At 61.3% G+C, this 23519-nt stretch carries 19 protein-coding genes, 1 tRNA gene and 1 pseudogene; 13 read left to right on the forward strand and 8 right to left on the reverse strand.

Annotated features, from left to right (window positions below):
- Positions 1-38 precede the first annotated feature (38 nt).
- Positions 39-1256 carry an MFS transporter gene (locus tag AC1UK9_RS23620; RefSeq protein WP_473013576.1) on the reverse strand — a complete coding sequence of 406 codons (1218 nt, stop codon included), beginning with the start codon at positions 1254-1256 and terminating at the stop codon, positions 39-41.
- 333 nt (positions 1257-1589) lie between these two features.
- On the opposite strand from AC1UK9_RS23620, the gene AC1UK9_RS23625 reads away from it, so the two are divergent.
- The gene (locus tag AC1UK9_RS23625; protein WP_482578610.1) at positions 1590-3647 is read left to right on the forward strand and encodes a methyl-accepting chemotaxis protein; all 2058 of its coding nucleotides are present in this window, start codon (positions 1590-1592) and stop codon (positions 3645-3647) included.
- Here AC1UK9_RS23625 and AC1UK9_RS23630 read toward each other — a convergent pair.
- The gene (locus AC1UK9_RS23630; protein ID WP_025109358.1) at positions 3640-4542 is read right to left on the reverse strand and encodes a LysR substrate-binding domain-containing protein; all 903 of its coding nucleotides are present in this window, start codon (positions 4540-4542) and stop codon (positions 3640-3642) included. The genes AC1UK9_RS23625 and AC1UK9_RS23630 overlap by 8 nt on opposite strands.
- 226 nt (positions 4543-4768) lie before the next feature.
- Here AC1UK9_RS23630 and AC1UK9_RS23635 point away from each other — a divergent pair, with 226 nt between their 5' ends.
- The 9 genes from AC1UK9_RS23635 (at position 4769) to AC1UK9_RS23675 (ending at position 12429) form a co-directional block, all read left to right on the forward strand.
- Positions 4769-5887: an ABC transporter ATP-binding protein gene (locus AC1UK9_RS23635; protein WP_482578611.1), complete on the forward strand. Its 1119-nt coding sequence runs from the start codon at positions 4769-4771 to the stop codon at positions 5885-5887.
- A gap of 15 nt (positions 5888-5902) precedes the next feature.
- Positions 5903-6823: an ABC transporter permease gene (locus tag AC1UK9_RS23640; RefSeq protein WP_482578612.1), complete on the forward strand. Its 921-nt coding sequence runs from the start codon at positions 5903-5905 to the stop codon at positions 6821-6823.
- Positions 6823-7629: an ABC transporter permease gene (locus AC1UK9_RS23645; RefSeq protein ID WP_482578613.1), complete on the forward strand. Its 807-nt coding sequence runs from the start codon at positions 6823-6825 to the stop codon at positions 7627-7629. Before AC1UK9_RS23640 ends, AC1UK9_RS23645 begins: the two co-directional genes overlap by 1 nt.
- A gap of 27 nt (positions 7630-7656) precedes the next feature.
- Positions 7657-8703 (forward strand): ABC transporter substrate-binding protein, encoded by a 1047-nt coding sequence (locus AC1UK9_RS23650; protein ID WP_473013581.1) that lies wholly within the window; start codon positions 7657-7659, stop codon positions 8701-8703.
- Between the two features lie 61 nt (positions 8704-8764).
- The gene (locus tag AC1UK9_RS23655) at positions 8765-10219 is read left to right on the forward strand and encodes an amidase (RefSeq protein WP_482578614.1); all 1455 of its coding nucleotides are present in this window, start codon (positions 8765-8767) and stop codon (positions 10217-10219) included.
- Between the two features lie 86 nt (positions 10220-10305).
- A tRNA-Met gene (locus tag AC1UK9_RS23660) sits at positions 10306-10382 on the forward strand.
- Between the two features lie 236 nt (positions 10383-10618).
- Positions 10619-11866, forward strand: coding sequence for an S-type pyocin domain-containing protein (locus AC1UK9_RS23665; protein WP_482578615.1), 1248 nt, complete (start codon positions 10619-10621; stop codon positions 11864-11866).
- A gap of 8 nt (positions 11867-11874) precedes the next feature.
- Positions 11875-12144 (forward strand): bacteriocin immunity protein, encoded by a 270-nt coding sequence (locus tag AC1UK9_RS23670; RefSeq protein ID WP_482578616.1) that lies wholly within the window; start codon positions 11875-11877, stop codon positions 12142-12144.
- Positions 12145-12177: 33 nt separating this feature from the next.
- On the forward strand, positions 12178-12429 hold the full coding sequence (locus AC1UK9_RS23675) for a bacteriocin immunity protein (RefSeq protein WP_473013585.1): 252 nt from the start codon (positions 12178-12180) through the stop codon (positions 12427-12429).
- Between the two features lie 152 nt (positions 12430-12581).
- Here AC1UK9_RS23675 and AC1UK9_RS23680 read toward each other — a convergent pair whose 3' ends face one another.
- Positions 12582-13694 carry a DUF2817 domain-containing protein gene (locus AC1UK9_RS23680; RefSeq protein ID WP_482578617.1) on the reverse strand — a complete coding sequence of 371 codons (1113 nt, stop codon included), beginning with the start codon at positions 13692-13694 and terminating at the stop codon, positions 12582-12584.
- A 262-nt stretch (positions 13695-13956) separates the two neighbouring features.
- On the opposite strand from AC1UK9_RS23680, the gene ggt reads away from it, so the two are divergent.
- Positions 13957-15789, forward strand: coding sequence for a gamma-glutamyltransferase (gene ggt / locus AC1UK9_RS23685; RefSeq protein WP_482580521.1), 1833 nt, complete (start codon positions 13957-13959; stop codon positions 15787-15789).
- 80 nt (positions 15790-15869) lie between these two features.
- Here ggt and AC1UK9_RS23690 read toward each other — a convergent pair whose 3' ends face one another.
- From AC1UK9_RS23690 to AC1UK9_RS23705, 4 genes and pseudogenes are all read right to left on the reverse strand, one after another.
- Entirely contained in the window at positions 15870-16502 is a 633-nt protein-coding gene (locus AC1UK9_RS23690; RefSeq protein ID WP_473013587.1) for a LysE family translocator, read from the reverse strand.
- 75 nt (positions 16503-16577) lie between these two features.
- Positions 16578-17177 carry a flavin reductase family protein gene (locus AC1UK9_RS23695; protein WP_482578618.1) on the reverse strand — a complete coding sequence of 200 codons (600 nt, stop codon included), beginning with the start codon at positions 17175-17177 and terminating at the stop codon, positions 16578-16580.
- Positions 17178-17344: 167 nt separating this feature from the next.
- Complete coding sequence (locus AC1UK9_RS23700) at positions 17345-17953, reverse strand: methyl-accepting chemotaxis protein (protein ID WP_256214621.1); 609 nt, start codon at positions 17951-17953, stop codon at positions 17345-17347.
- A pseudogene (locus tag AC1UK9_RS23705) lies at positions 17933-18661 on the reverse strand (PAS domain-containing protein); the annotation flags it as partial. The pseudogene AC1UK9_RS23705 and the gene AC1UK9_RS23700, both read right to left, overlap by 21 nt.
- 236 nt (positions 18662-18897) lie before the next feature.
- Between AC1UK9_RS23705 and AC1UK9_RS23710 the strand changes: the two are divergent.
- Entirely contained in the window at positions 18898-20268 is a 1371-nt protein-coding gene (locus tag AC1UK9_RS23710) for a GntT/GntP/DsdX family permease (RefSeq protein WP_025109371.1), read from the forward strand.
- 6 nt (positions 20269-20274) lie between these two features.
- Here the strand turns inward: AC1UK9_RS23710 and AC1UK9_RS23715 are convergent, their stop codons facing one another.
- The gene (locus tag AC1UK9_RS23715) at positions 20275-21588 is read right to left on the reverse strand and encodes an MFS transporter (protein ID WP_482578619.1); all 1314 of its coding nucleotides are present in this window, start codon (positions 21586-21588) and stop codon (positions 20275-20277) included.
- A gap of 312 nt (positions 21589-21900) precedes the next feature.
- Between AC1UK9_RS23715 and AC1UK9_RS23720 the strand changes: the two genes are divergently transcribed.
- Positions 21901-23319: a short-chain fatty acid transporter gene (locus AC1UK9_RS23720; protein WP_482578620.1), complete on the forward strand. Its 1419-nt coding sequence runs from the start codon at positions 21901-21903 to the stop codon at positions 23317-23319.
- Positions 23320-23519: the final 200 nt, after the last annotated feature.

Below are 23519 nucleotides of genomic sequence, written 5' to 3' on the forward strand. Positions count from 1 at the left end.
GCGAGCAAGCCCGCTCCCACAGTTGGAAGGGCGTGGAGTCAGGCCTTTTTGGTGCGCGGCAAGAAGATCGCCAACACGCCAAACAACGGCAGGAACGAGCACAGGAAATACACGTACTCAATCCCGTGAATATCCGCCAGATGCCCCAGCAACGCAGCGCCAATCCCGCCAAACCCAAACATCAAACCGAAGAACACCCCGGCAATCATCCCGACATTGCCCGGCACCAGTTCTTGCGCGTAGACCACAATCGCCGAAAACGCCGAGGCGAGGATGAAGCCGATTACCACGCTGAGGAGGGTGGTCCAGAACAGATCGACATGCGGCATCAGCAGCGTGAACGGCGCCACGCCGAGGATCGAGAACCAGATCACCGCCTTACGCCCGATCTTGTCGCCGATCGGCCCACCAAAGAACGTCCCCGCTGCCACCGCGCCGAGAAACAGGAACAGGTGCAGCTGCGAACTGGCCACCGACAGGTCGAACTTCTCGATCAGGTAAAACGTGAAGTAACTGGTGAGGCTGGCCATGTAGAAATACTTGGAGAACACCAGCAACCCCAGCACCACCAGCGCACTGGTCACCCTGCCCTTCGACAACCCGTGAGTCGCCGCCTGGCCGGCCTTGAGCTTGAACAGGTTCAAGTGATGGGCGTACCAGCGGCTGATGCGGTACAGCACAAACAGCGCAAACACCGCGAACAGACCGAACCACGCCACGTTGCCCTGACCAAACGGAATGATGATCGCCGCCGCCAGCAACGGGCCGAACGCGGAACCGGCGTTACCGCCGACCTGGAAGGTCGATTGCGCCAGACCAAAGCGTCCGCCCGAGGCCAGCCGCGCAATCCGTGATGCCTCGGGGTGAAAGGTCGAAGAACCGATACCGATCAGCGCCGCCGCCAGCAGAATCAACGGAAAACTACCGACCACCGACATCATCACGATGCCAATCAGCGTGCAAATCGAACCGGCCGGCAACAGCCACGGTTTCGGATGCCGGTCAGTGTGATAACCGACCCACGGCTGCAACAGCGAAGCGGTCAACTGGAAAGTCAGGGTGATCAGGCCGACCTGGGTGAAGCTCAGGCCGTAGTTGGCCTTGAGCATCGGGTAGATCGACGGCAGCACCGACTGGATCAGGTCGTTGATCAAATGCGCCAGCGCCACGGCGCCGATGATACGCATCACCAGTGGGCTGCTTTGCGGAGCAGCGGGCGCCGAGGCAGCGGCGGTCTGAGCGTTGCTGATAGCCATGGAAGTTTCCGGACAGCTGATGGGTGCACGCAGGCAGGTGCGCCAATGTGCCATTTTTCGGTGCGCCAGCGCCATCCCCTTAGCCAGCTAACTAACTGCCTGGTCGTCGAGCGTTACGTGATAGCGCAACGCCATGGTCTGAATCTTGCCTTGCTTCTCTCCTCGAACGCGGTGGCCTTACAAAGGCGGCCGAGAATGGGAAGTTTCGCTACAGAGCCGGCCTACAGAGCGGGCGAGAGTGAACTTTCGAGGCCTTTTAGCAGGGCACAACATCAAGGTCGCACGACCGCGATGCACGCCGATGGTGCGTGGTGTCCAGAGGAGTCATAGGGCATGCAGGCTTTCCTTTCACCGGGGATCAAATTGCTGGGGCGGTTTGGCTTCGCACGTAAATTTCAGCTGTTGTTTCTGTTGTTCATTCTGCCGTTGGCCGGCAGCCTGCTGATGATCGGCCAGGACTATCGCGACAAGCTCAACCTGATTTCCGGCGAACGTGCCGGCGTGCGGCAGTTGCTCAGCCTCGATGCGCTGGACAATCTGCTCGCCGCCCAGCGCGATCGCGCAGCCCGCTGGCGCGCCACTGAAACCAATCGCCAGCCGACCCCGGCCACCCTCGCCGCCATGGCGGCGTTCGACGCCGTACAACCCGCCCTCGTGCAAGCCACCCGTGATCTGGGCAATGCGCTGAGCAAGGAAGGCGCCGAGGGCGAAACCCTCGCCCGCTATCAAGCGCTGCAAACCGCACTCGGTGGCCTGGATTCGAAAAACCTCAGCAGCGTCGGCTGGTGGCCGGACGGCTATGACCGCTTCACCAACGCCCTCAGCGCCCTGCAAGCCTTGCGCGAGCAGATCGTCATGGACAACCGCCTGACCCTCGCGCCATGGCTGGAAACCTATCTGCTGACACAGATCTCCACGCAGCACGCACCGAACCTGATCGAGCGCGTTGGCCGCCTCGCCGCCGTCGGTCAGGCTTCAGTGGTCTCGGGCCAGTTCACCCTGCAAAGCCGTCTGCAACTGCGCGACCTGCGCAGCCGCATCGGTGATGCCCGCGAGCAACTGGTGAAAACCGCTGGCCTGCTCGAAGCGCGTTTGCCGAGCGATCTGCAGACCTGGGCCGGCCAATACCACGACAGCCTCAAGCGCCTCGATGCCGGTCTCAAGGTGCTGGATGACGGCGTGTTCGGTGGCAGCATCACGCTCAAGCCCGAAGACTTCGAGCGCAGCCTCGATGCACTGCTGGGCGATCTCGCCTCGTTGCGCCAGCAATCGCTGCTGTCGCTGGATCAGCGCCTGGATGCGTACCATGCTTCGGCGATTCGCCAGTTCATCGTGGTCGCCGCCGTGTTCGGTTGCCTGTTGCTGGCGGCGCTGTATCTGTTCGTGTGCCTGCAAGCCTCGATCCGGCGCAGCGCCAGCGGCATCACTCTGCTCGCCGAGGCCTTGCGTGACGGCAACCTGAGCTTGCAAGTGCCGGTGGTGGGCCGCGATGAGCTGGCGGCGATCAGCACTGCGCTCAACGTTGCCGTGGTGCAACTGCGCAGCAGTATGCTCGGGGTCGATCACGAGACCTCGCAACTGAGCAACGCGGTGCGCAGCCTCAACGAGCATTCCAGCGGCGCACTGAGCGAAGTCGAGGCGCAGCAGTTGCAGATCAGCCAGATCGCCGCCGCCGCCACGCAACTGGCCGCGACCTCGCAAGGCGTGGCACAGAGTTGCGAACAAGCCTCCGGCAGCGCCCAGCACACCCGGCGCATCGCGGCCGACAGCAGCCGTGACAGCCAGCGCACCACGGCAAGTATCCAGCAGCTTAATCAGCGCTTGAACGACACCGCAGCGGCACTCGGCCGAGTCAGCGAGCAAGGCCAGCAAATTCAACTGGTGGTCGACACCATTCGCGGCGTGGCCGAACAGACCAATCTGCTGGCGCTCAACGCCGCGATCGAAGCGGCACGCGCCGGCGAACAGGGGCGCGGGTTTGCCGTGGTCGCCGATGAAGTACGCAGCCTGTCGCAGCGCACGCAATCGTCCACTGCGCAGATTGCCGGCACAGTCGACAGCCTGCGCGCTACGGTCAACGAAGCCGTAAGCTTGATGGAAGCCGCCTGCGGCCAGGCGCAAACCGATGCCGAGTCGGTCACCGGCCTCGGTGAACGTTTGGGAGAAATCGCCAGCGCCGTGCAAAGCGTCACTGACACGTTGGCGCAGATCGCCACGGCGGTTGAGGAACAGGCCAGTACCGCCGATGAAGTCAGCGGCAATATCCAGCAGGTCGATCAGGCGGCCGTACGCTTGCTCGAAGGCGCCAGGGCGGTAAACCTGGCGGCGGACACCCTGAGCAAGGGCAGCAAGGCGCTGAGCGACAACACCGCGCGTTTCCGCCTCAGTTGATCACTGCTTCGGGGAAGTCCGCTTCCAGCTCAGTCTTGAGCCATTGAATAAACCACGCGACATCCGCCGAAAGTTCGGCGGACGGCGTCAGCACCCGGTAGCTTTCCAGCTTCACTTGAGCATCGACCGCACGCACCAGTTTGCCGCTGGCGAGCTCATGGCGCACCAGCACCTCGTTGGCCAGTGCGATACCCTGCCCGCTCTCGGCGACAGACAGCGCGTGGTCATTGTTGACGTAGAGCATGTCCGAGTTCAGATGAATATCGAGGTCGTGAGCGGCGAACCACAGATTCCACCATTCGCCGTCATCGACGTGGATCAACTCGTGACGGACCAGATCGGCCGGGCCGTCGATCGGTGCGATGCTGGCCAGATACGCCGGCGTACAGATCGGAAACACCCGCGGGCAAATCAGCGCTTGCCGTGAGTCGGCATACTGCCCGTCGAGGCCGTAGACGATCCCCAGATCGGCACTCTTGCCGTCCACTTCGGTGAAGGTGGAATTCGGCTCGATCGCCAGTTTCAATCCCGGCCGCAGATGCCGCAATGCTTCGATCCTTGGCATCAGCCAGCGCTTGGCAAATCCCGGCACCACCATGATTCGCAGCCAACGCTCGGCATCTTTCGGCCGAGCTTCCTTGCCCGCCTCGATGATCAGTTGCAACGCGGCGCTGATCTTGCGGTGGTACTTCTCCCCCGCCGGCGTCAAGTTGACCCCGCGCGAGGTGCGTTCGAACAGTTGAATGCCCAGCCAGTCCTCGAGCAACTTCACGTGCCGGCCAATCGCCGGCTGGGTCACGTGCAGGGCTTTCGAGGCCTCGACATAGCTGCCCAGCCGGGCGGCGGCATCAAAGGCACGCACCGCGTTGAGCGGCGGCAAACGGTGGTCGGGCATGATTGCTGGCCCCTTTGGCTATTAAATTAACTAACACCTGCCATGTTTAAATTGAAGTGTCGTCCCGTGCAACCCCTGGCTGATAATCGAGCCACAGCAGAACAAAAAAACAGCTGGTTTCACCCCGTACGCAATCTCGATCCTGCCCAGAAAAATAATATCCATGGCCCGACGACACGCTGATGTGCAGCGCAATCGCAGGCGATGGGGGAATCGGAGGTAACGCATGAATGCCCTGCATTCGCTGCAAACACTAGCGGTGTCCATCCGCTCGGTGCGCAAGGTTTACGGTGATCCAAACACCGGTCCGGTGGCGTTGAAAAACATCGACCTGGACATTCGCGACAACGAATTCTTCACCCTTCTCGGCCCGTCCGGCTGTGGCAAGACCACGCTGCTGCGGATGATTGCCGGGTTCGAATTTCCCACTCAGGGTGAAATCCTGCTCTACGGCGAAAACATCGCCGACCGCCCGCCCTTCCAGCGCCCGGTCAACACGGTGTTCCAGCATTACGCGCTGTTCCCGCACATGACCATCGCCGAAAACCTGGCCTTCGGCCTTGAATCGCACCCGATGGGCAAAGTCCTGAACAAAGCGCAAATAGCCGAGCGGGTTCGCGAAATGCTCGCGCTGGTGCAGATGGAACGCTTCGCCATTCGCAAGCCGGCGCAGCTGTCCGGCGGCCAGCAACAACGTGTGGCGCTAGCCCGTGCGTTGGCACCGCATCCAAAAGTCCTGCTGCTGGATGAGCCGCTGTCAGCGCTCGATCTCAAGCTGCGCCAGGCCATGCGCGAAGAGCTGAAAAGCATTCAGGCCAAGACCGGCATCACCTTCATCTTTGTCACCCACGACCAGGAAGAAGCGCTGACCATGTCCGACCGTATCGCCGTGTTGTCCGAAGGCGAAGTGCAGCAGGTCGGCCGCCCGGAGGACATCTACGAACGCCCGCGCAATCGCTTCGTTGCCGACTTCATCGGCGAAACCAACTTCATTCAGGGCACCGTCACGAAGATCGAGGATGGCATGGCCTGGTTCGCCGGACCGGCCGGCCATCCGCTGCCGGCACAACCGTGCAGCGACGTGGCCGTCGGCGCCAACGTGACCTTGTCGGTGCGCCCCGAGCGCCTGCACCTGGTGCCTGCCACAACCGAAGCCGCGCTGCCGTGCCGGATCGACGCGCAGATTTATCTGGGCACCGACCTGCAATATCAGGTCAGCCTCGGCGACGGGTCGCGTCTCACCGTGCGCACACCCAACTGCGTCGATCAGAGCCTGCGCTTCGCCGTCGGCAGCCAGGCCGGTCTGTTGTTCGACCGTGGAAGCGCCAGCGTCCTGCACGATTGAGCCCGAGGAGTTGCCATGCACGCCTTACCGATTGCCAACACACTGGAGCGCCGCAAGGCCTTCCAGAGTTTCCTCGGGGTCAGCCCGGCGCTGGTCGCCATCGGCCTGTTTCTGGTAGTGCCGATCCTGATCGTCATCGGCTATTCACTGATGGAAGCCAACCCCTACGGCGGGGTCAACAAAGTCTTCAGCAGCGACGCCTACACCTCGCTGCTGTTCGAACGGCAAATGGACGACAGCCTGGCCTTCGCCGACTCGTACCTGATCATCGCCTTGCGCTCGGTCGGCATCGCCGGCCTGACCACCATCATCACGCTGCTGATCGGTTTTCCGGTGGCGGTGTGGCTGGCCATGCAGCCGGCGCATCGCCGTGGCCTGCTGATCTTTCTGATCACTGTGCCGTTCTGGGCCAACCTGCTGATTCGCACTTACGCCTGGATTCTGCTGCTGCGCAACACCGGAGTGATCAACAACAGCCTGATGGGCCTGGGCGTCATCCATGAGCCGCTGCAACTGTTGTATACCGATGGCGCGGTGTTGCTGGGGCTGGTTTATACCTACGCACCGTTTGTGGTGCTGCCGATCTACGCGACGTTGGAAAAGATGGATATTCGTCTGCTCGAAGCGGCTCAGGATCTGTATGCCGGGCGTGTGCGCACCTTGCGCAAAGTGGTGCTGCCGATTGCCAAGCCGGGGATTCTCGCCGGCGCCATCCTCACTTTCGTGCCGTGCCTGGGCGCGATGATCGCCCCGGAACTGCTCGGTGGCGGCACGCGGATGATGCTTGGCAACCTGATCTTCCGGCAGTTCAGCGATGCGCGTAACTGGCCATTCGGTGCGGCGTTGTCGCTGGTGCTGATGGCCGCGGTGATGTTGGTGCTGACGGTCTATGCCCTGCGCGCCGAGCGCCAGCGCATCGCCAAGGGAGGTGCGTAATGCTCGCTCTATTCAAACGCAAAGGGGTGGGCGTGCAGGACTTCCCCGGCTTCGGCGGCTTCAGTTTCCTGTTCTATCTGTACCTGTATGCGCCGATCGTGGTGCTGGTGGTGTTCTCGTTCAATGCCAATCAATCGGCGACGGTGTGGACAGGGTTCAGCCTCGACTGGTATCGCGCCGCGTTCGCCAATCAGGCCTTGCGTCAGGCCGCCGGCAACAGCCTGTTGATCGCGGTCTGCGCGAGCATGATCGCCACGGCGATTGCCACCCTCGCCGCCCTCGGCACTTCGCGAGGCGCCAAGTTCAAGGGCCTGCAATTGTCGATGGGCGCGATCATGTTGCCGCTGGTGTTGCCGGAAATCGTCGTCGGTGTGGCGACGCTGGCGCTGTTCTCGACCATTGGCCTGTCGCTGGGTTACGGCAACCTGATCATCGCCCATACGGTGTTCTGCATTCCGTTCGCCTACCTGCCGATCCGCGCTCGCCTGAACGACATGGACCTGTCGCTGGAGCAAGCCTCGGCCGACCTCTATGCCGGCCCGTGGCGAACCTTTCGCAAGGTCACTCTGCCGCTGCTGATGCCGGGGATTTTCTCCGGGCTGATGCTGGCCTTCATCGTCTCGCTGGATAACTTCGTGATCTCGATGATGGTCTCGCAGGCCGGCACCACGACCCTGCCGATCTTCATCTTCGGCCTGTTGCGCATGGGCGTCACACCCGATGTCAACGCCGTGTCGACGCTGATCCTCGGCGTCTCGGTGCTGTTCGTCAGCCTCTCTTACCTGCTGGGCAAAAAGAACGCCTGAACCTTCCAAGAACTGTGGGGAAATAGCATGAGCAAGTGGATAAAAAGCGTCGGCACTTCGTTGTTCCTGACTGTGCCGCTGGCCATGGCCGGCAGTCTTCAGGCCGCCGAAAAACTCAACGTGGTGAGCTGGAGCGGTTACTTCTCGCCGCAGATTCTCGCCAAGTTCCAGAAGCAGACCGGCATTGAAGTCACGGTCGACTCGTACGACTCCAATGAAACCCTGCTGGCCAAACTGAAACAGGGCGGCGCGGGGTATGACGTGGCGATTCCATCGCACCAGTTCATCCCGATCCTGATCAAGGAAAACCTGTTGGAGCGCTTTGATCCGGTCAAAGAGCCCTACTACGCCAGCGTTGTGGATAACCTGAAAAAGCCGAGCTGGGACCCCGAAGGCGCGTACTCGGTACCCTTCATCTGGGGCACCACCAGCGTGGTTCTCGACAGCGCTCGCTACCAAGGCCCGGCTGACAGCTACAAGGTCCTGTACGAACCACCAGCCGAGCTGCAAGGGCGGATCAACATGTTCGACTCGGTCAGCGACATGGTCGACATGGCCAGCCTGTACCTGAATATTCCGCTGTGCAGCGAAGACCCCAAGCAGATGCAGCAGATCCTCACGCTGCTCAAGGCCCAGAAGCCGTTCGTCAAGACGTACAGCTCCAAGGCCGGCTCGATCCGCGAGAACCTCGCCTCGGGTGAAATCGACATGTCGATGTTCTGGGGTGGTTCGTCGATGCGTGCCCGCGAGATGAAGCCGACGCTGAAATACCTGTACCCGAAAGAAGGCGTGCTGGCCTGGGTCGACAACATGGTCATCCCCACCGGCAGCAAGAATCCAGCGAACGCCAAGGCGTTCATCGCCTTCCTCAGCCAGCCGGAAAACTCGGCGATGACGCAGAACTTCCTCAAGCACCAGAGCCCGATCAAAGGCGTCGAACCGTTCCTCGATGCGAGCCTCAAGGACGCGCCTGAGTTGCACATTCCCGAAGGCACGAATGTGGTGTTCAGCAAGACCTGCGGTGAAGGCGCGATCCGCCTGGCCGATCGTCTCTGGACCAATCTGATGCGTTGATCCCTGCCGCCCCGGCGTTGGGCCGGGGCGTTTTTCCAGCCGTCTGAAAGGCGCCGTTGTCATGAATTCCAATAACATCAGCGAACTGGTCCTGCTGCAGGCCAATGAACTCGCCGAACGCATCCGCCTGCGCCAGGTGTCCTGCCGGGAAGTGATGCAGACTTACCTTGCCCACATCGACCATTTCAACCCGTTGGTGAATGCGCTGATCAGCCTGCAATCACCTGAAAAACTGCTGGCTCAGGCCGATGAACGCGATGCCGAACTGGCCCGTGGCGAGTACCGCGGCTGGATGCACGGCCTGCCCCACGCGATCAAGGATCTGTCGCTGACCCGTGGCATCCGCACCACGCTCGGCTCACCGTTGTTCAAGGACTTCATTCCCGAACGCGACGGCATCATGGTCGAGCGGATCAAAGCCGCCGGCGCGATCATCATCGGCAAGACCAACACCCCGGAATTCGGCCTCGGTTCGCAGAGTTACAACCCGCTGTTCGGCGCGACAGGTTGCGCCTACGACCCGAGTAAAACGGCGGGTGGCAGTAGCGGTGGCGCAGCGGCGGCGCTGGCGATGCATCTGGTGCCTGTCGCGGATGGCAGCGACATGATGGGCTCGCTGCGCAACCCGGCGGCGTTCAACAACATCTTTGGTTTTCGTCCGTCACAGGGTCGTGTGCCGTTTGATGACAGTGCCGATCTGTTTTTTGATCAGCTCGGTTACGAAGGGCCGATGGCGCGTAGCGTGAAGGATGCGGCGTTGCTGTTGTCGGTGCAGGCTGGCGGTGATGCGCGGGCGCCGTTGTCCATCGCTGAATCTGGTGAGGCCTTTGCGGCGCCGCTGGGGCGTGATTTCAAAGGTACGCGGTTGGGTTGGCTCGGCAACTTCAACGGTTATCTGCCGATGGAGCAAGGCGTTCTGTCGTTGTGTGAGAAGGCCTTTGCTGATTTTGAGAGCCTTGGTTGCCATGTTGAATCGGTTGAGCCTGGTTTCGCGCCTGAGCGACTTTGGAGCAGTTGGCGGACGTTGCGGCATTGGATGGTCGCGGGGTCTTTGGGCACGACGTATGCCGATCCGCAGAAGCGTGCGCTGTTGAAACCGGAAGCGATCTGGGAGGTGGAAAACGGTCTGAAGCTTTCGGCCAGCGAAGTGTTCGCCGCCTCGGTGGTGCGCAGCGACTGGTATCGGGCGATCTCTCGCTTGTTCGAACAATACGACTACCTGTTGTTGCCCAGCGCGCAGGTGTTCCCGTTCGACAAGTCACAGCCATGGCCGACCGCTATCGAGGGCGTGAGCATGGACACTTATCATCGCTGGATGGAGGTGGTGATTCCCGGCACGTTGTCCGGTTGCCCGGTGGCGAACGTCCAGGCCGGGTTCAATGCGCAGGGGTTGCCGATGGGGCTGCAGATCATCGGCCGGCATCAGGCAGACTTCGCGGTTCTGCAACTGGCGCACGCGTATGAACAGGCCAGTCGCTGGTTCCAACGCTGTCCTTCGCCCCTGCTCGGCCCATGATTTTGATAAACGGTTGAAAGCGTAGAAAAAATTTTTAAATTTACGCTTGACGCTTTTCCATTTCAGGGGAATAATGCGCGCCACTTGGCTACATAGCTCAGTTGGTTAGAGCATAGCATTCATAATGCTGGGGTCCGGGGTTCAAGTCCCTGTGTAGCCACCAAGTACTAAAAACGGCTTACCGAAAGGTAGGCCGTTTTTTTATGCCCGTAGAAAAGTGCTGGCACCCTTCCCTAGTCAATGACCCGAGAAAGCACGGCAGGAAAAAGGTGCTAACGGTGTACGAAAGAGATTTTTCGTAAAACCATACGCCTGTAACTCACCCCATCGGTTTGCCCGAATTCCCCATTGACCGACAAGCTCCCCTGGCTCGATTCAAAAGCCATACAGGGAGTTGTCATGGCTCGATTCAAATCCCTTTTCGACGATGACTGGCTTTGGAAACGCTACAACGGTGGCGCTTCTTGGGGTTCGTGGTATGTGCCTAAAGCACCGGAGCCGGTGTACATCGAAAAGGATGAATGGCCAACGCCCAGGCCCCGCGAAGATCAGGTGTTCGCCAAGTCCTGCACTGTGGAGAACTGGTGCCGAACGGACGCCGGCACGGCACTCGAATCCGCCGCCAATTTCGGCAAGATCATGGTCGCCGGCGCCATGCTCTTGCCCTCTGCCAGCACCGCTGTCGCGACGGCAATAGGTGCCGATCTGGCCTTGGGGCGTTTGGCGGGCGGCGGCATTTTGCAACAACGCCTCAACTGGGCAATTCGCGGCGCTGCTGGGCCGGCCAGCGTGTTCGTCCTCGGGATGCTGCCGACCCGCATGGGCGACGGCACGCTGCACACCGACCAACAACTGCGCCGCATGAGCCGCGCGCCCACTCGTGTGCGCTTCCAGTTTCGGCGTGATGCCGAAGGGGTCATGCAGGTTTACGGCATCCACTCCGGCGCTTCGGGCGATGACTCGGTGCGTACAGTCAACGTCGAGTGGAACAGCGACAAGACTGCGATGGAGGCCAAGCTCGACGGCATTACCATTTTGTGGACGCCACAACGCGGCCCCCTAGGATCAATGCCGCCGCTGGTGTATCCAGAACACGGCGAGCAACTGAACACGATCCTTGTTCATCCGATTCCCGAGAACACGGATACCCAGATAGAAGGCCTGCCCGGCGAGGACATTACTGCCGAGGATTGTATTCTGGTGTTCCCGGCGGACACTGGGTTGAAGTCGCTGTATGTGGTGTTTTCGAAACCGGCCAGACTGACGCCGGGCACAGTGACGGGGGTTGGTGAGGATGTATCCGGGATCTGGTTGGAACATGCCCGGGCTGGATCTGGCGCACCGATCCCAACCACTATCGCCGATTCACTGAGAGGGCGCGAATACTCTACTTTTGATTCATTCAGACGAGCCTTCTGGACCGCTGTCTCGAGAGATGGTGCGGTAGCTGGGCAGTTTAGCGATGACAGCATGGAACGTATGCGCAACGGGAAGGCACCGCGAGCTCGCTTGATGGATGCTGCGGGCAAGAGGATCTCTCACGAGATTCACCACGTGGAATTAATATCCGAAGGCGGCGAGGTCTATAACGTTGATAACCTGCGGATCCACACGCCAAAAAATCACGTCGAAATACACCAAGAATAGGGAACAGCATGAACGATCCATTCATCAAGCGCAGCTTTTCGGACTACACCGAACAAGACTTCGTTGAATTCGTGGACGAGATTAGAAAAGAAGATAAGGCGCCCACTGATGAGCGTGCAGATGTTTTAGTGCGGCACTTCAACTCGATTGTTGGACATCCAAGCGGGATGGACCTTATTTACTATCCAGAACCTGGAGCTGACACGTCGTCCGCTGGTATAGCTCGTACAGTAGCAGCATGGCGTGCAGCCAACGGGCTGCCTGGGTTCAAGCAATAAGTCCCAATCAATTTAAAAAGCAGTGAGTACGCCTTGGTAAAAATATCCGGCGACACAGAAACCGAATTTATCCGCTTCGTCGAAAGAATACGGGCAACAAACAAAAGTGGATCGGATTCGAAGCTTGGTGAACTGCTGGCACACCTCAGGATGCTTACTGGCCACCCGGATGGAACCGACCTGATTTTTTATCCCGAGCAAGGAGAAGACAACTCTGCCGAGAGCGTTACGAAGACTGTAAAGGAATGGCATGCCGCGAATGGACTGCCCGGTTTCAAGCGATAAGCGCATTTATACCTTGAGACAACACCGAACCCGTGGCGAGGGGATTTATCCCCGATGGGGTGCGAAGCCCCCCCCCCTCTTCAGTGCAAATGAATGGGACTGCTGCGCAGTCCATCGGGGATAAACCTCCTCACCACAAGGCTATGCCTGACCTACTCAGGCTTCTCTGCCGATAGGGCTTCCAACCCCTTCACCCAAATCTGCCGAGTGCGCTGCCCCACCATCGCCCGCCAATCCGGATCAGCCGGATAAAACTGCTCCAGCAGATTCAACTTGATCCTCCTCCCCGTCGCATCCAGCGGATCGCCATGCAGATGCAGCCAGTGGTCATCGCGCAAATAACGATGCACATCCGGCCCTGGATACGTCCCGCACTCAATCACGAACGGCATCAACTGCACGTCCGGTAAAGCATTGAGCAACGCCTGCGAGGTGTACCCGGTAGCCGTCGCTGCCACACCGGTTTCGCTCAAGGTGTCGGCGCCGGTGTGCAGCGTGTAAAGCCATGGGCCATAAATCGCCTGAGCCTGTGCGAGTGCCGGATAAGGCGCCTGGGTGATGGTCAGCAACATCGGATGGCCGTACTCGCCAGCGCCGGTGTGCAGGTCGAAACACATCACGGTTTCAGCGCCAGCCAGATGCGTTTCGATGATTTGATGCAGCGTGCGATTCGACCAGCTCGGTGCGCGGCCGCCATAGAACAGCCCATCGGGATGACTGTGCTGACCGCCCTCGACAATCGACATCACCGCCGGCCAGCCGTGTTCGGCAATCTGCGTATCGAGCAGGGCATCGGCCCGCGCGCGCTCGAGGCCGTTCAGATCGGTGCAGGCGTAGATCTCGTGCAATGCCGCGTAAGCACGGTTATCCGGCAACGGCCCGGTGAAATCGAGGTGATTGCGGTTGAGGTCGATGTTGTCCTCGTTGACCCGCCGCAACCACGCGGTACCCCACGGGTTGATCAGGTGCACCATCACCACCGCGACGTCCTTGGGCAGCGAGCCGGGCACAAAAGTCTTCTGCCAATCGATCTGACACTCCGACCCGTAATACCCCTCGACCCCGTGGGTGCCGCTGATTGCGACCAGCCGCCGCTTGGCCTGCGGATCACCGAGCACGGCGACGTCGGTGCTCAAGGGTTCACCGAAGGGCCCGCAACGTGGATGTGCGTAGGAGGTGAGCGTGGCTCCGACAGCATTGGCCGCGGCAAGAAACTGTTCGCGTTGATCGCGGTAACTGGATTCGGTGGGAAACTCGCTGTGCATGTCGGCCTCTTGTTGATCTTGTATTGGTGGGAGCGAGCCTGCTCGCGAAGCGGTTTCGCATTCAATAGTCAGGTTGGCTGACACACCGCTTTCGCGAGCAAGCCCGCTCCCACAGGGGCGTATTTCAAGTCTGTGGATTTGACGCTGACCCTAGCGAACATCCGCCCTGAAAAGAAAGACAAAAATGCCCACCGGTTTGCGTCGCGACCACCCGGTCGATAAAGTCCGTCAGACCTTTCACCCCTCGGACGGAGAGCACCACGTGTTTCCAGCCCTGCCCCTGAGCCGCTTTCGCCTGCCTGCACTGACCCTGCTTGTCAGCGCCCTGACCCTCACCGCGTGCAACGCACCGCCCTCCTCGACGTTGCCCCTGGCCCCGGAAGCCGCTTCGGGCTACCGCACCGATCTGCAGACCCGCCACGCCAGCCAACACATGGCCGCTGCCGCCAACCCGCTGGCCGCCGAGGCCGGTCGGGAGATGCTGCGCAAGGGTGGCTCGGCCATCGACGCGGCAATTGCCATGCAAGCGGTGCTGACGCTGGTCGAACCGCAATCCTCCGGGATCGGTGGCGGCGCGATGATCGTGCTGTGGGACGGCAAACAGGTGCGCACTTATGACGGTCGCGAAACCGCACCGGCCGGCGCCACCGAGCAGCTGTTCCTGCAAGCCGACGGCAAACCGATGCCGTTCCCGCAGGCGCAGATTGGCGGGCGCTCGGTTGGCACACCGGGCGTGCTGCGTGCACTGGAAATGGCGCACCAACAACACGGTCGCCTGCCATGGGCCACGTTGTTCGAGCCTGCAATCAAACTTGCCGAGCAGGGCTTTGCGATTTCTGCGCGACTGCATTCGCTGCTGGAATCCGACCCGGTGATTCGCCAATCGCCGGACATGGCCGCGTACTTCCTCAACAGCGACGGCAGCGTCAAAGCCGTGGGCACGCGCCTGCAGAACCCGGCGTTGGCCGCTGTGCTCAAGCGCATCGCCCACGAAGGCCCGGATGCGCTGTACAAAGGCCCGATCGCCGAAGAGATCGTCGCCAAGGTGCAAGGCCACGCCAACCCCGGCAGCCTGTCGCTGAAGGATCTGCAAGGCTACAAGGCCAAAGAGCGCGCACCGCTGTGCACTGACTACAAACGCTGGCAGGTCTGCGGCATGCCGCCACCGTCGTCGGGCGGGATCGCTGTGGCGCAGATCCTCGGCACCCTGCAAGCACTGGAAACCCGCGACCCACGCCTATCGCTGACACCGCTCAAACCGGTGAAAACCGACAAACCCGCCGGCATCGAGCCGGCACCACAAGCCGTGCACCTGATCGCCGAAGCCGAACGCCTGGCCTACGCCGACCGTGCGCAATACGTCGCCGACACCGATTTCGTCCCGGTGCCAGTCAAAGGTCTGGTCGACCCGGGTTACCTCGCCAGTCGCGCCAGCCTGATCGGCGAACGCAGCATGGGCAGCGCCAAGCCGGGCACACCGCCGGGCGTGCAGGTGGCCTACGCGCCGGATCGCTCGCCACTGCGCATCTCCACCTCGCAGGTCGTCGCCGTGGATGACCTCGGCGGCGCCGTATCGATGACCACAACCATAGAAGCGGCGTTCGGCTCGCACCTGATGGTTCAGGGCTTTCTGCTGAACAACCAGATGACCGACTTCTCGTTCATCCCCGAAGAGAACGGGCAGAAAGTCGCCAACCGCGTCGAACCCGGTAAACGCCCACGCTCATCGATGGCGCCGACGCTGATCTTCGATCGCAACAGCGGCGAATTCCTCGCCAGCGTCGGCTCGCCGGGCGGCTCGCAGATCATCGAGTACGTGGCCAAGACCACCGTCGGCCTGCTCGACTGGAACCTCGACCCGCAAAGCGCCATCAGCCTGCCCAACTTCGGCAGCCGCAACGGCCCGACCGAACTGGAGCAAGGCCAGTTCAGCCCGGCGCTGATTCAGGCGCTGAAAGACAAGGGCCACACGGTCAACGAAATCGACATGACCAGCGGCACGCAAGCCATCGTGCGGGTCAAGGATGCACAGGGCAAAGCGACGCTGGAGGGTGGCGCGGACCCACGGCGTGAAGGGGAAGCGTTGGGGGATTGAGGTTACGACGTAAAGAGAAAAGGCTTACCGCAGGGTAAGCCTTTTTAGTGCAAGGGGTTTGACTCGCAAGATCACCCGGCTCAGCGATTAGCCACCAGATGCGCCCCAAACAACAGATAGCAGCCACCGGCCAAGCGATCCAGCCATTGCCGCGACCGCTCGTAAACGCTCGCAATTCGCCGGCTGGCAAAGAACAGCGCCACGCTGCAATACCAGCTGAACGACAACGTCGCCATGGTCAGCACCGCCAGCGCCAGCAACAACGGCGGCACATGGGCCGGCATCGCGGTGGCGAAGATGGTGGCGACGAACAGTGCCGACTTGGGGTTGGTCATGTTGCCCAGAAAGCCCCGTCCGTAGGCGCCGAGCAAGGTCTGCTGCGAGGTGTCCAGCGTCCCGTGCATGATCGGCGCCTTGCGCTTGAACTGCTTGAGCCCGAGATAGATCAGGTAGCAGCCGCCGGCGATCTTGAAGCTCAGGTACAGCGTCGGCGCTGCACTGAACAGCGACTGGATGCCCAAGCCGCCAGCCAGGCCCCACAACACCGTCCCGCTGGCGACACCGAGTGCCGCGACCACTCCATGGCGGCGCGAGCGGCTGACCGCCAGTTGGGCGATGTTGAAGAAGTTCGGACCGGGTGTGACCACCGCGACTGTCCACAACAATGCCAGTGACAGCAGCGGGGCGAGATAACTCGAAAGGGAAAGGTCCATGGGGCACGCGCCTGATCGGTTCGACAATGCCCCACACCTTGCTCCATTCGGCGCAGGTTTTCCATCAGGCGAATGTCACTGTGGCAAGGTTTTGCCGTCCACCGCATCGCCAATCGTCAGGAAGTGCCCGCCAGCCACGTGGTGCAGCGTACGCAAACCATCATGCCCGTCGAAATGCCAACGCCCGTCGCTGAACACGCGCTCATCGGCCTGGGCGGCGATGACCTCGGCGAGGAACAGGTCGTACTGCTCGTGATTGCGCGGTTCGGGCAGCAAGCGGCATTCGAGCCAGGCGACGCAGCCTTCGAGCAGCGGGGCGTCGACGGTTTCGCCAGCGAAGGTCTGCAGCCCGTAAGCCTGAAACTTGTCCTGCCCCTGATCCTGCTTGATCTGCAGACCCGAGGTATTGCCGACGGTTTGCACGATGTCGGCCTGATTGACGCACGGCACGTTGAGCACAAACGTGCCGCAGGCTTCGAGCAACTGGCGGGTCCAGGTGGATTTATCAAGGACGACCGCGACTTTCGGCGGTTCGAAATCCAGCGGCATCGCCCAGGCGGCGGCCATGATGTTGCGTTGGCCGTCATGGGCAGCGCTGACCAGCACGGTCGGCCCGTGATTGAGCAGACGGTAGGCTTTGTTCAAGGGCACCGGGCGGCGGTGGGAAGCGCTCATGGGGATCTGCTCCGGAGAAAAGGAGCCGATTGTAGCGCCACCGCTGAGGAAACACTGAATCTGTGGGAGCGAGCCTGCTCGCGAAGGCGTAAGGTCAATCACATCAATGTTGAATGACACGCCGCTTTCGCGAGCTGGCTCGCTCCCACAGGAGAGAGGCGTGCAGGTCAGTGGGAAAGTTGATTGGCAAACTGCCCGACCGCATCCACCACTTTCTGCGCGCCGTCCTGAATCTCGACGATCACCGTGCCCGCCTCTGCTGCCAGCGCCAGGCCTTGTTCGGCCTGAAGCTTGCCGTCGGTCATCAGGGCCACGGCGTTGCGCGCCATCTCCTGGTTCTGCCGCACCACGGTGACGATCTCTTCGGTCGCCTGACTGGTGCGCGAAGCCAATTGCCGCACTTCGTCGGCCACCACCGCAAAGCCCCGGCCCTGTTCGCCGGCACGGGCCGCTTCGATGGCAGCGTTGAGCGCCAGCAGGTTGGTTTGCTCGGCAATGCCGCTGATGGTTTTGACGATGGTACCGATCACCTGCGACTGCTCGTTCAGCGCCTCGATGCCCTCGCCGGCAGACTGCATGTGTCGCGACAGATCACGCATCACATTCACCGCCTCGGTGACCACCGTGGTGCCACGTTGCGCGGTGCTGTCGGTTTGCTGCGAAGTGCTGTAGGCAATGCTGGCCGCGTCGGCTACCGCTTGTTCGCGATTGACCTGATCGGTGATCACCGTGGCGAACTTCACCACTTTGTAGAGTTTGTTGTTGGCATCAACCACCGGGTTGTAGGACGCCTCCAGCCACACGGTACGACCATGGCTGTCGACACGCTTGAAGCGCTCGGCCACAAACTCGCCATTGTTCAGACGACGCCAGAAGTTCTGGTACTCGGTGCTGTTGTACTCCTCCGGCGTGCAGAACATCCGGTGATGCTTGCCCTTGATCTGCGCCAGGCTGTAACCCATGCCGCTGAGGAAGCGCTCGTTGGCATTCAACACGTTGCCGTTGAGATCGAACTCGATCACCGCAGTGGAACGCACCAGCGCGCCAATCAGGTTTTCGTGCTCGCGGGAGGCTTCGATGGTACGGGTCAGGTCGCTGGAAAAAATCGAGAAATGCTTGATCCGGCCATCCGACGAGCGCACCGGCTGCACGATGGAGCGCAGCCACGCCTCTTCGCCATTACCGCGCAGCAGGCGCACGGCCCCGGCGAAATGCTCGCCACGGGTCAGCGCGGCCTTGAAGCGATGGTGAAACTCATCGGCCTTTACATGCGCCGGAACGATGTCTTCAATGGCGCGCCCCACCAGGTCCTGGCTCTTGTAGAGCATCTCGGCGAGGAAGTTCTGATTGACCGACTGGATCCGCCCATCGGCCTCCAGGGTCAGCACCAGCATCTCGCTTTCCAGGCTTTCCTTCACTTGCAGCAGGCTGGAGAGTTCTTCACGAAGAGCCGCCAGCTCTTGCTTGAGGCGTTTGTTGAACATGGGAAAGTACCGATGGCTGGGTAGAAAGCGGGATGCAGCCTAACCATCGGCCTTGGAAAACTTTTCTGAAGAGCAATTGAGACCGGTCAGTCAAAAATAATCTCAATGGGCCATTGGTCTTATTCGCCCCCGCAGAACGGATACAAAACCCGGCGCTCTGGCCCGGCCATATCAGGTATTCTCAGGGCAAATTGCAACAATATGTTGCCGGTATCCGCCCGATAAGGAGTTCCGTTTTGGATTTATCGACCGCTGCCTGGATGGTTCACGACACCCGCCTGATTCTCTGCTGCCTGCTGGCGATCGCGACGATTATCGTGTTGATCAGCGTCACCAGGCTTCCGCCCTTTCTATCGATCCTGATCGGCACGTTCATTGCCGGCGTCGGCGCGGGTTTACCGCCTGAGGACGTGGCCAAGGCGTTCAGTAAAGGCGCCGGGGCGATTCTCGGTGAGGCGGGGATCATCATCGCGCTGGGCTCGATGCTCGGCGCGCTGATGGCCGAATCCGGCGCAGCCGACCGCATTGCGTCGACCTTGCTCGGGCTGGGCAAAGGCAAGTCCCTGCCGTGGGTCATGGCGCTGGTGGCGATGGTGATCGGCCTGCCGCTGTTCTTCGAAGTGGGGCTGGTGATGATGGTACCGATCATCTTCGTCATGGCCCGCCGCTCCGGTCAGCCGCTGTTGAAAATCGCCATTCCGGCGCTGGCCGGGATGACCACGCTGCATGCCCTGATGCCGCCGCATCCCGGGCCGTTGATCGCGGTCAGCGCGTTGCACGCCGACCTTGGGCTGACCATGTTGCTGGGCTTCAGCATCGCCATCCCGGCGGTGATCCTGGCCGGACCGATCTACGGCAACTGGCTGTCGAAACGCATGCACGTCGATGAGCCGGCAGAACTCGGCGCGCTGTTCAGCGCCCCGCCAAAAGCGCCGCGCCAACCGAGTTTCGGCATGTCGCTGCTGATCATTCTGTTGCCGGTGCTGCTGATGCTCGGCAGCACCCTGGCGAAAGTCGCGATGAGCCCGCAAAGCAGTGTCGCCCTGACCCTGAAGTTTCTCGGCGAACCGTTGGTGGCGCTGGGCATTGCCGTCATGGCGGCAGTGATCTGCCTCGGCTGGGCCAACGGCATGCCGCGTGAACACGTCGGCGGCACCCTGCGCAAAAGCCTCGCGCCGATTGCCGTACTGTTGCTGACCATTGGTGCCGGTGGCGGCTTGAAGCAGACCTTGCTGGATGCCGGCGTCAGCCAGACCATCAGCAAAGTCGCCGAAGGCGCGCACATGCCGTATCTGCTGCTGGCCTGGCTGATTGCCGTGGCACTGCGTCAGGCCACAGGCTCGGCGACGGTGGCCACCACAACGACGGCGGGGATTCTGGCGCCGATGATGGCGGGCCTCGCCGCGACGCAAAGCTCGTTAGTGGCGCTGGCGATTGGCGCCGGCTCAGTGTTCTTCTGCCACGTCAACGACGCCGGCTTCTGGATGGTTCGCGAGTACTTTGGCCTGCAACTGAAACAGACGATCTGGGTCTGGTCGATCCTGCAAACCATCGTCTCGGTGGTAGGCCTGGTGGGGACCTTGCTGTGGTGGCACTGGTTGACGTAACGGCCTTCAGGAACAGCGCGCTACCGAACGGCGCCCGACCCCGGGCATGCGTACACCGAAGTACGCCGCGCTGACGATGCCGACCGCGCCCATCACCGCGCAGAACATCACACAGATCCATGGGCTCCATGGCATCAGACCGATCAGCAGCAGCGGTGTGATGCTTGCCCACGCGGCGTAGGCAATGTTGTAGGTGAAGGAAATGCCGGACACCCGGATACGCGCCGGGAACAGACCGACCATCACTGACGGCACCGCGCCGACCACACCGCAGGCCAGGCCGGCGATGGCGTACGCCAGCCCCACCCAGTTGCCGCCCATGATCAGACAGCTGTAAAGCACGCCGATGCCCAATGGCAGCAGCAGGCTATAAAGCATGACCGTGCGCCAGGCACCAAGGCGATCGACCAGCAGTCCGGCAATCACGCAGCCAATGTTGAGAAAGACGATGCCCAATGCACTCAGGGCAAAGGTGTGGCTGGCGGTCATGCCGAAGGTTTTCTGCATCATGGTCGGGGTGATCACCACGAACACCACCACCGCCGAGGTCAGCACACATGTCAGCAGCATCGCCGGCAGCATCGCCAGCCGATGCTCACGCAGCACCGTGCGCAACGGCAGTTCGACCCGCGCCTCGCTTTGCGCTTCCATGGCCATGAACACCGGCGTTTCGCTCAGCCAGCGGCGCAGGTACACGCCAATCACGCCGAACACTCCGCCGAGCAGGAACGGATAACGCCAGGCGTAATCGAGGATTTCCGCCGGGGTAAACGCCTGCGTGAGAAACGTTGCAGTCAACGCGCCGATCAGATAACCGAAGGTCAGCCCGGCCTGCAAAAAGCCCAGGGCATAACCGCGATGCCCGGTGGGCGCATGCTCGGCGACGAACACCCAGGCGCTCGGCACCTCACCACCGACCGCCGCGCCCTGCAGGATGCGCAGCGCCAGCAACAGCAGCGGCGCGAAGTAACCGATCTGCGCATACGTCGGCATGATCCCGATCAGCAGGCACGGCAGCGCCATCATCAGGATGCTCAGGCTGAAGACCTTCTTGCGCCCCAGCCGATCGGCGAAATGCGCCATCAGGATCCCGCCCAGCGGCCTCGCCAGATAACCGGTGACGAAGATCCCGAAGCTTTGCAGCAGACGCAGCCACTCAGGCATTTCCGGCGGGAAGAACAACTGGCTGAGGGTCAGGGCGAAGAACACGAAAATGATGAAATCGTAGATTTCCAGCGCCCCGCCAAGGGCTGCAAGGCCGAGGGTCTTGTAGTCGGAACGGCTGAACGACGCAGGTCGGGCTGTGGATTGGGCAGTCATGGCAAAGAACTCTGGCAGGCAAAAAACCAAGGCGCTCATGGTCTACGCAAATCCGCCTGGGGACAACCCGTTAGACCATAGTCATGGTTTTGCAAAACCTGCTCACAAAAGCGCTTGGCTTGATTTACTGTTGAGGCCTGTCTGCAGCCACGGTCCAGTGAAAACCTGTGGGAGCGGGCTTGCTCGCGAATGCAGTGTGTCAGTCGACACTGATTGGTCTGAAACACCGCATTCGCGAGCAAGCCCGCTCCCACCCAAAGCACTCAGTGATCTGCAGACCCAAAATAACCATAAAAATCCGAGGTACTTCCTGTGGCCGTTGAGATCGAAGATAGCCGCTCCGCGCGCTTTGCCCTGCGCTGCTCCAGCTTTGCCGAACGCTGGTTCCCCGACTCTTGGGTATTCGCTGCATTGGCGGTAATCATTGTTGCGTTGGCCACTATGGCCATGGGCGCCAAACCCACCGATGCGGCGATGGCATTCGGCGACGGGTTCTGGAGCCTGATCCCGTTTACCATGCAAATGGCCTTCGTGGTGATTGGCGGTTACGTGGTCGCCAGCTCGCCGCCGGCGGTCAAACTGATCGACAGACTGGCACGCATCCCGAAGAACGGCCGCTCCGCCGTGGCCTGGGTCGCGCTGATCTCGATGGTCGCTTCGCTGCTGAATTGGGGCCTGTCGCTGGTGTTCGGCGGTTTGCTGGTGCGCGCCCTCGCCCGCCGCACCGATCTGAAAATGGATTACCGCGCGGCCGGTGCTGCGGCGTATCTGGGCCTGGGCGCGGTCTGGGCGCTGGGGCTGTCATCATCGGCCGCGCAATTGCAGGCCAACCCGGCCAGCCTGCCGCCGTCGATCCTGTCGATCACCGGGGTGATTCCGTTCACCCAGACCATCTTCCTCTGGCAGTCCGGCGCCATGCTGCTGGCGCTGATCGTGATTTCGATCATCGTCGCCTACGCCACCGCCCCCGGCCCGAACTCCGCACGCGATGCCAAGGAGTGCGGCATCGACCCGGCGTTCAATCTGCCGCCACTGCAACCGCGTACCCGGCCCGGCGAATGGCTGGAACACAGCCCACTGCTGATCATTTTGCTGGTGCTGCTGGCGGCCGGCTGGCTGTTCCACGAGTTCTCGACCAAACCGGCGATCACCGCGATTTCCGGGCTCAACACTTATAACTTCCTGTTCATCATGCTCGGCGCCCTGCTGCACTGGCGCCCGCGCAGCTTCCTCGATGCGGTGGCCCGTGCGGTGCCGACCACCACCGGCGTGCTGATCCAGTTCCCGCTGTACGGCTCGATCGCCGCGCTGCTGACTACGGTCAAAGGCGCCGATGCGCAAACCCTGGCGCATCACATCTCGACCTTCTTCGTCAGCATCGCGTCCCACGACACCTATGCGCTGTTGATGGGCGTGTACTCGGCGATTCTCGGCTTCTTCATTCCGTCCGGGGGCGGCAAGTGGATCATTGAGGCGCCGTACGTGATGCAGGTCGCCAACGACTTGCAATACCACCTCGGCTGGGCGGTGCAGATCTACAACGCCGCCGAAGCGCTGCCAAACCTGATCAACCCGTTCTACATGCTGCCGCTGCTGGGCGTGCTCGGCCTGAAGGCGCGGGACCTGATCGGCTTCTCGTTTGTGCAACTGCTGGTGCACACGCCGCTGGTGCTGTTCTTGTTGTGGGTGCTGGGGACGACATTGGCGTATACGCCGCCGGTGATGCCGTAAACCAGTTTAAAAACCAACACCATAAAACCTGTGGGAGCGGGCTTGCTCGCGAATACGCGGTGTCATTCACCAGTGATATGACTGATAGAGCGCATTCGCGAGCAAGCTCGTTCGCACACTGGTGCACCGCCCGCTTCAAATTGTCACCCAAACGTCACATTCGCTTGCTAGCGTCCGCCCGAAACAAACTGAAACAATTA

The organism is Pseudomonas sp. AK-TSAG1-1 (assembly GCF_056821665.1).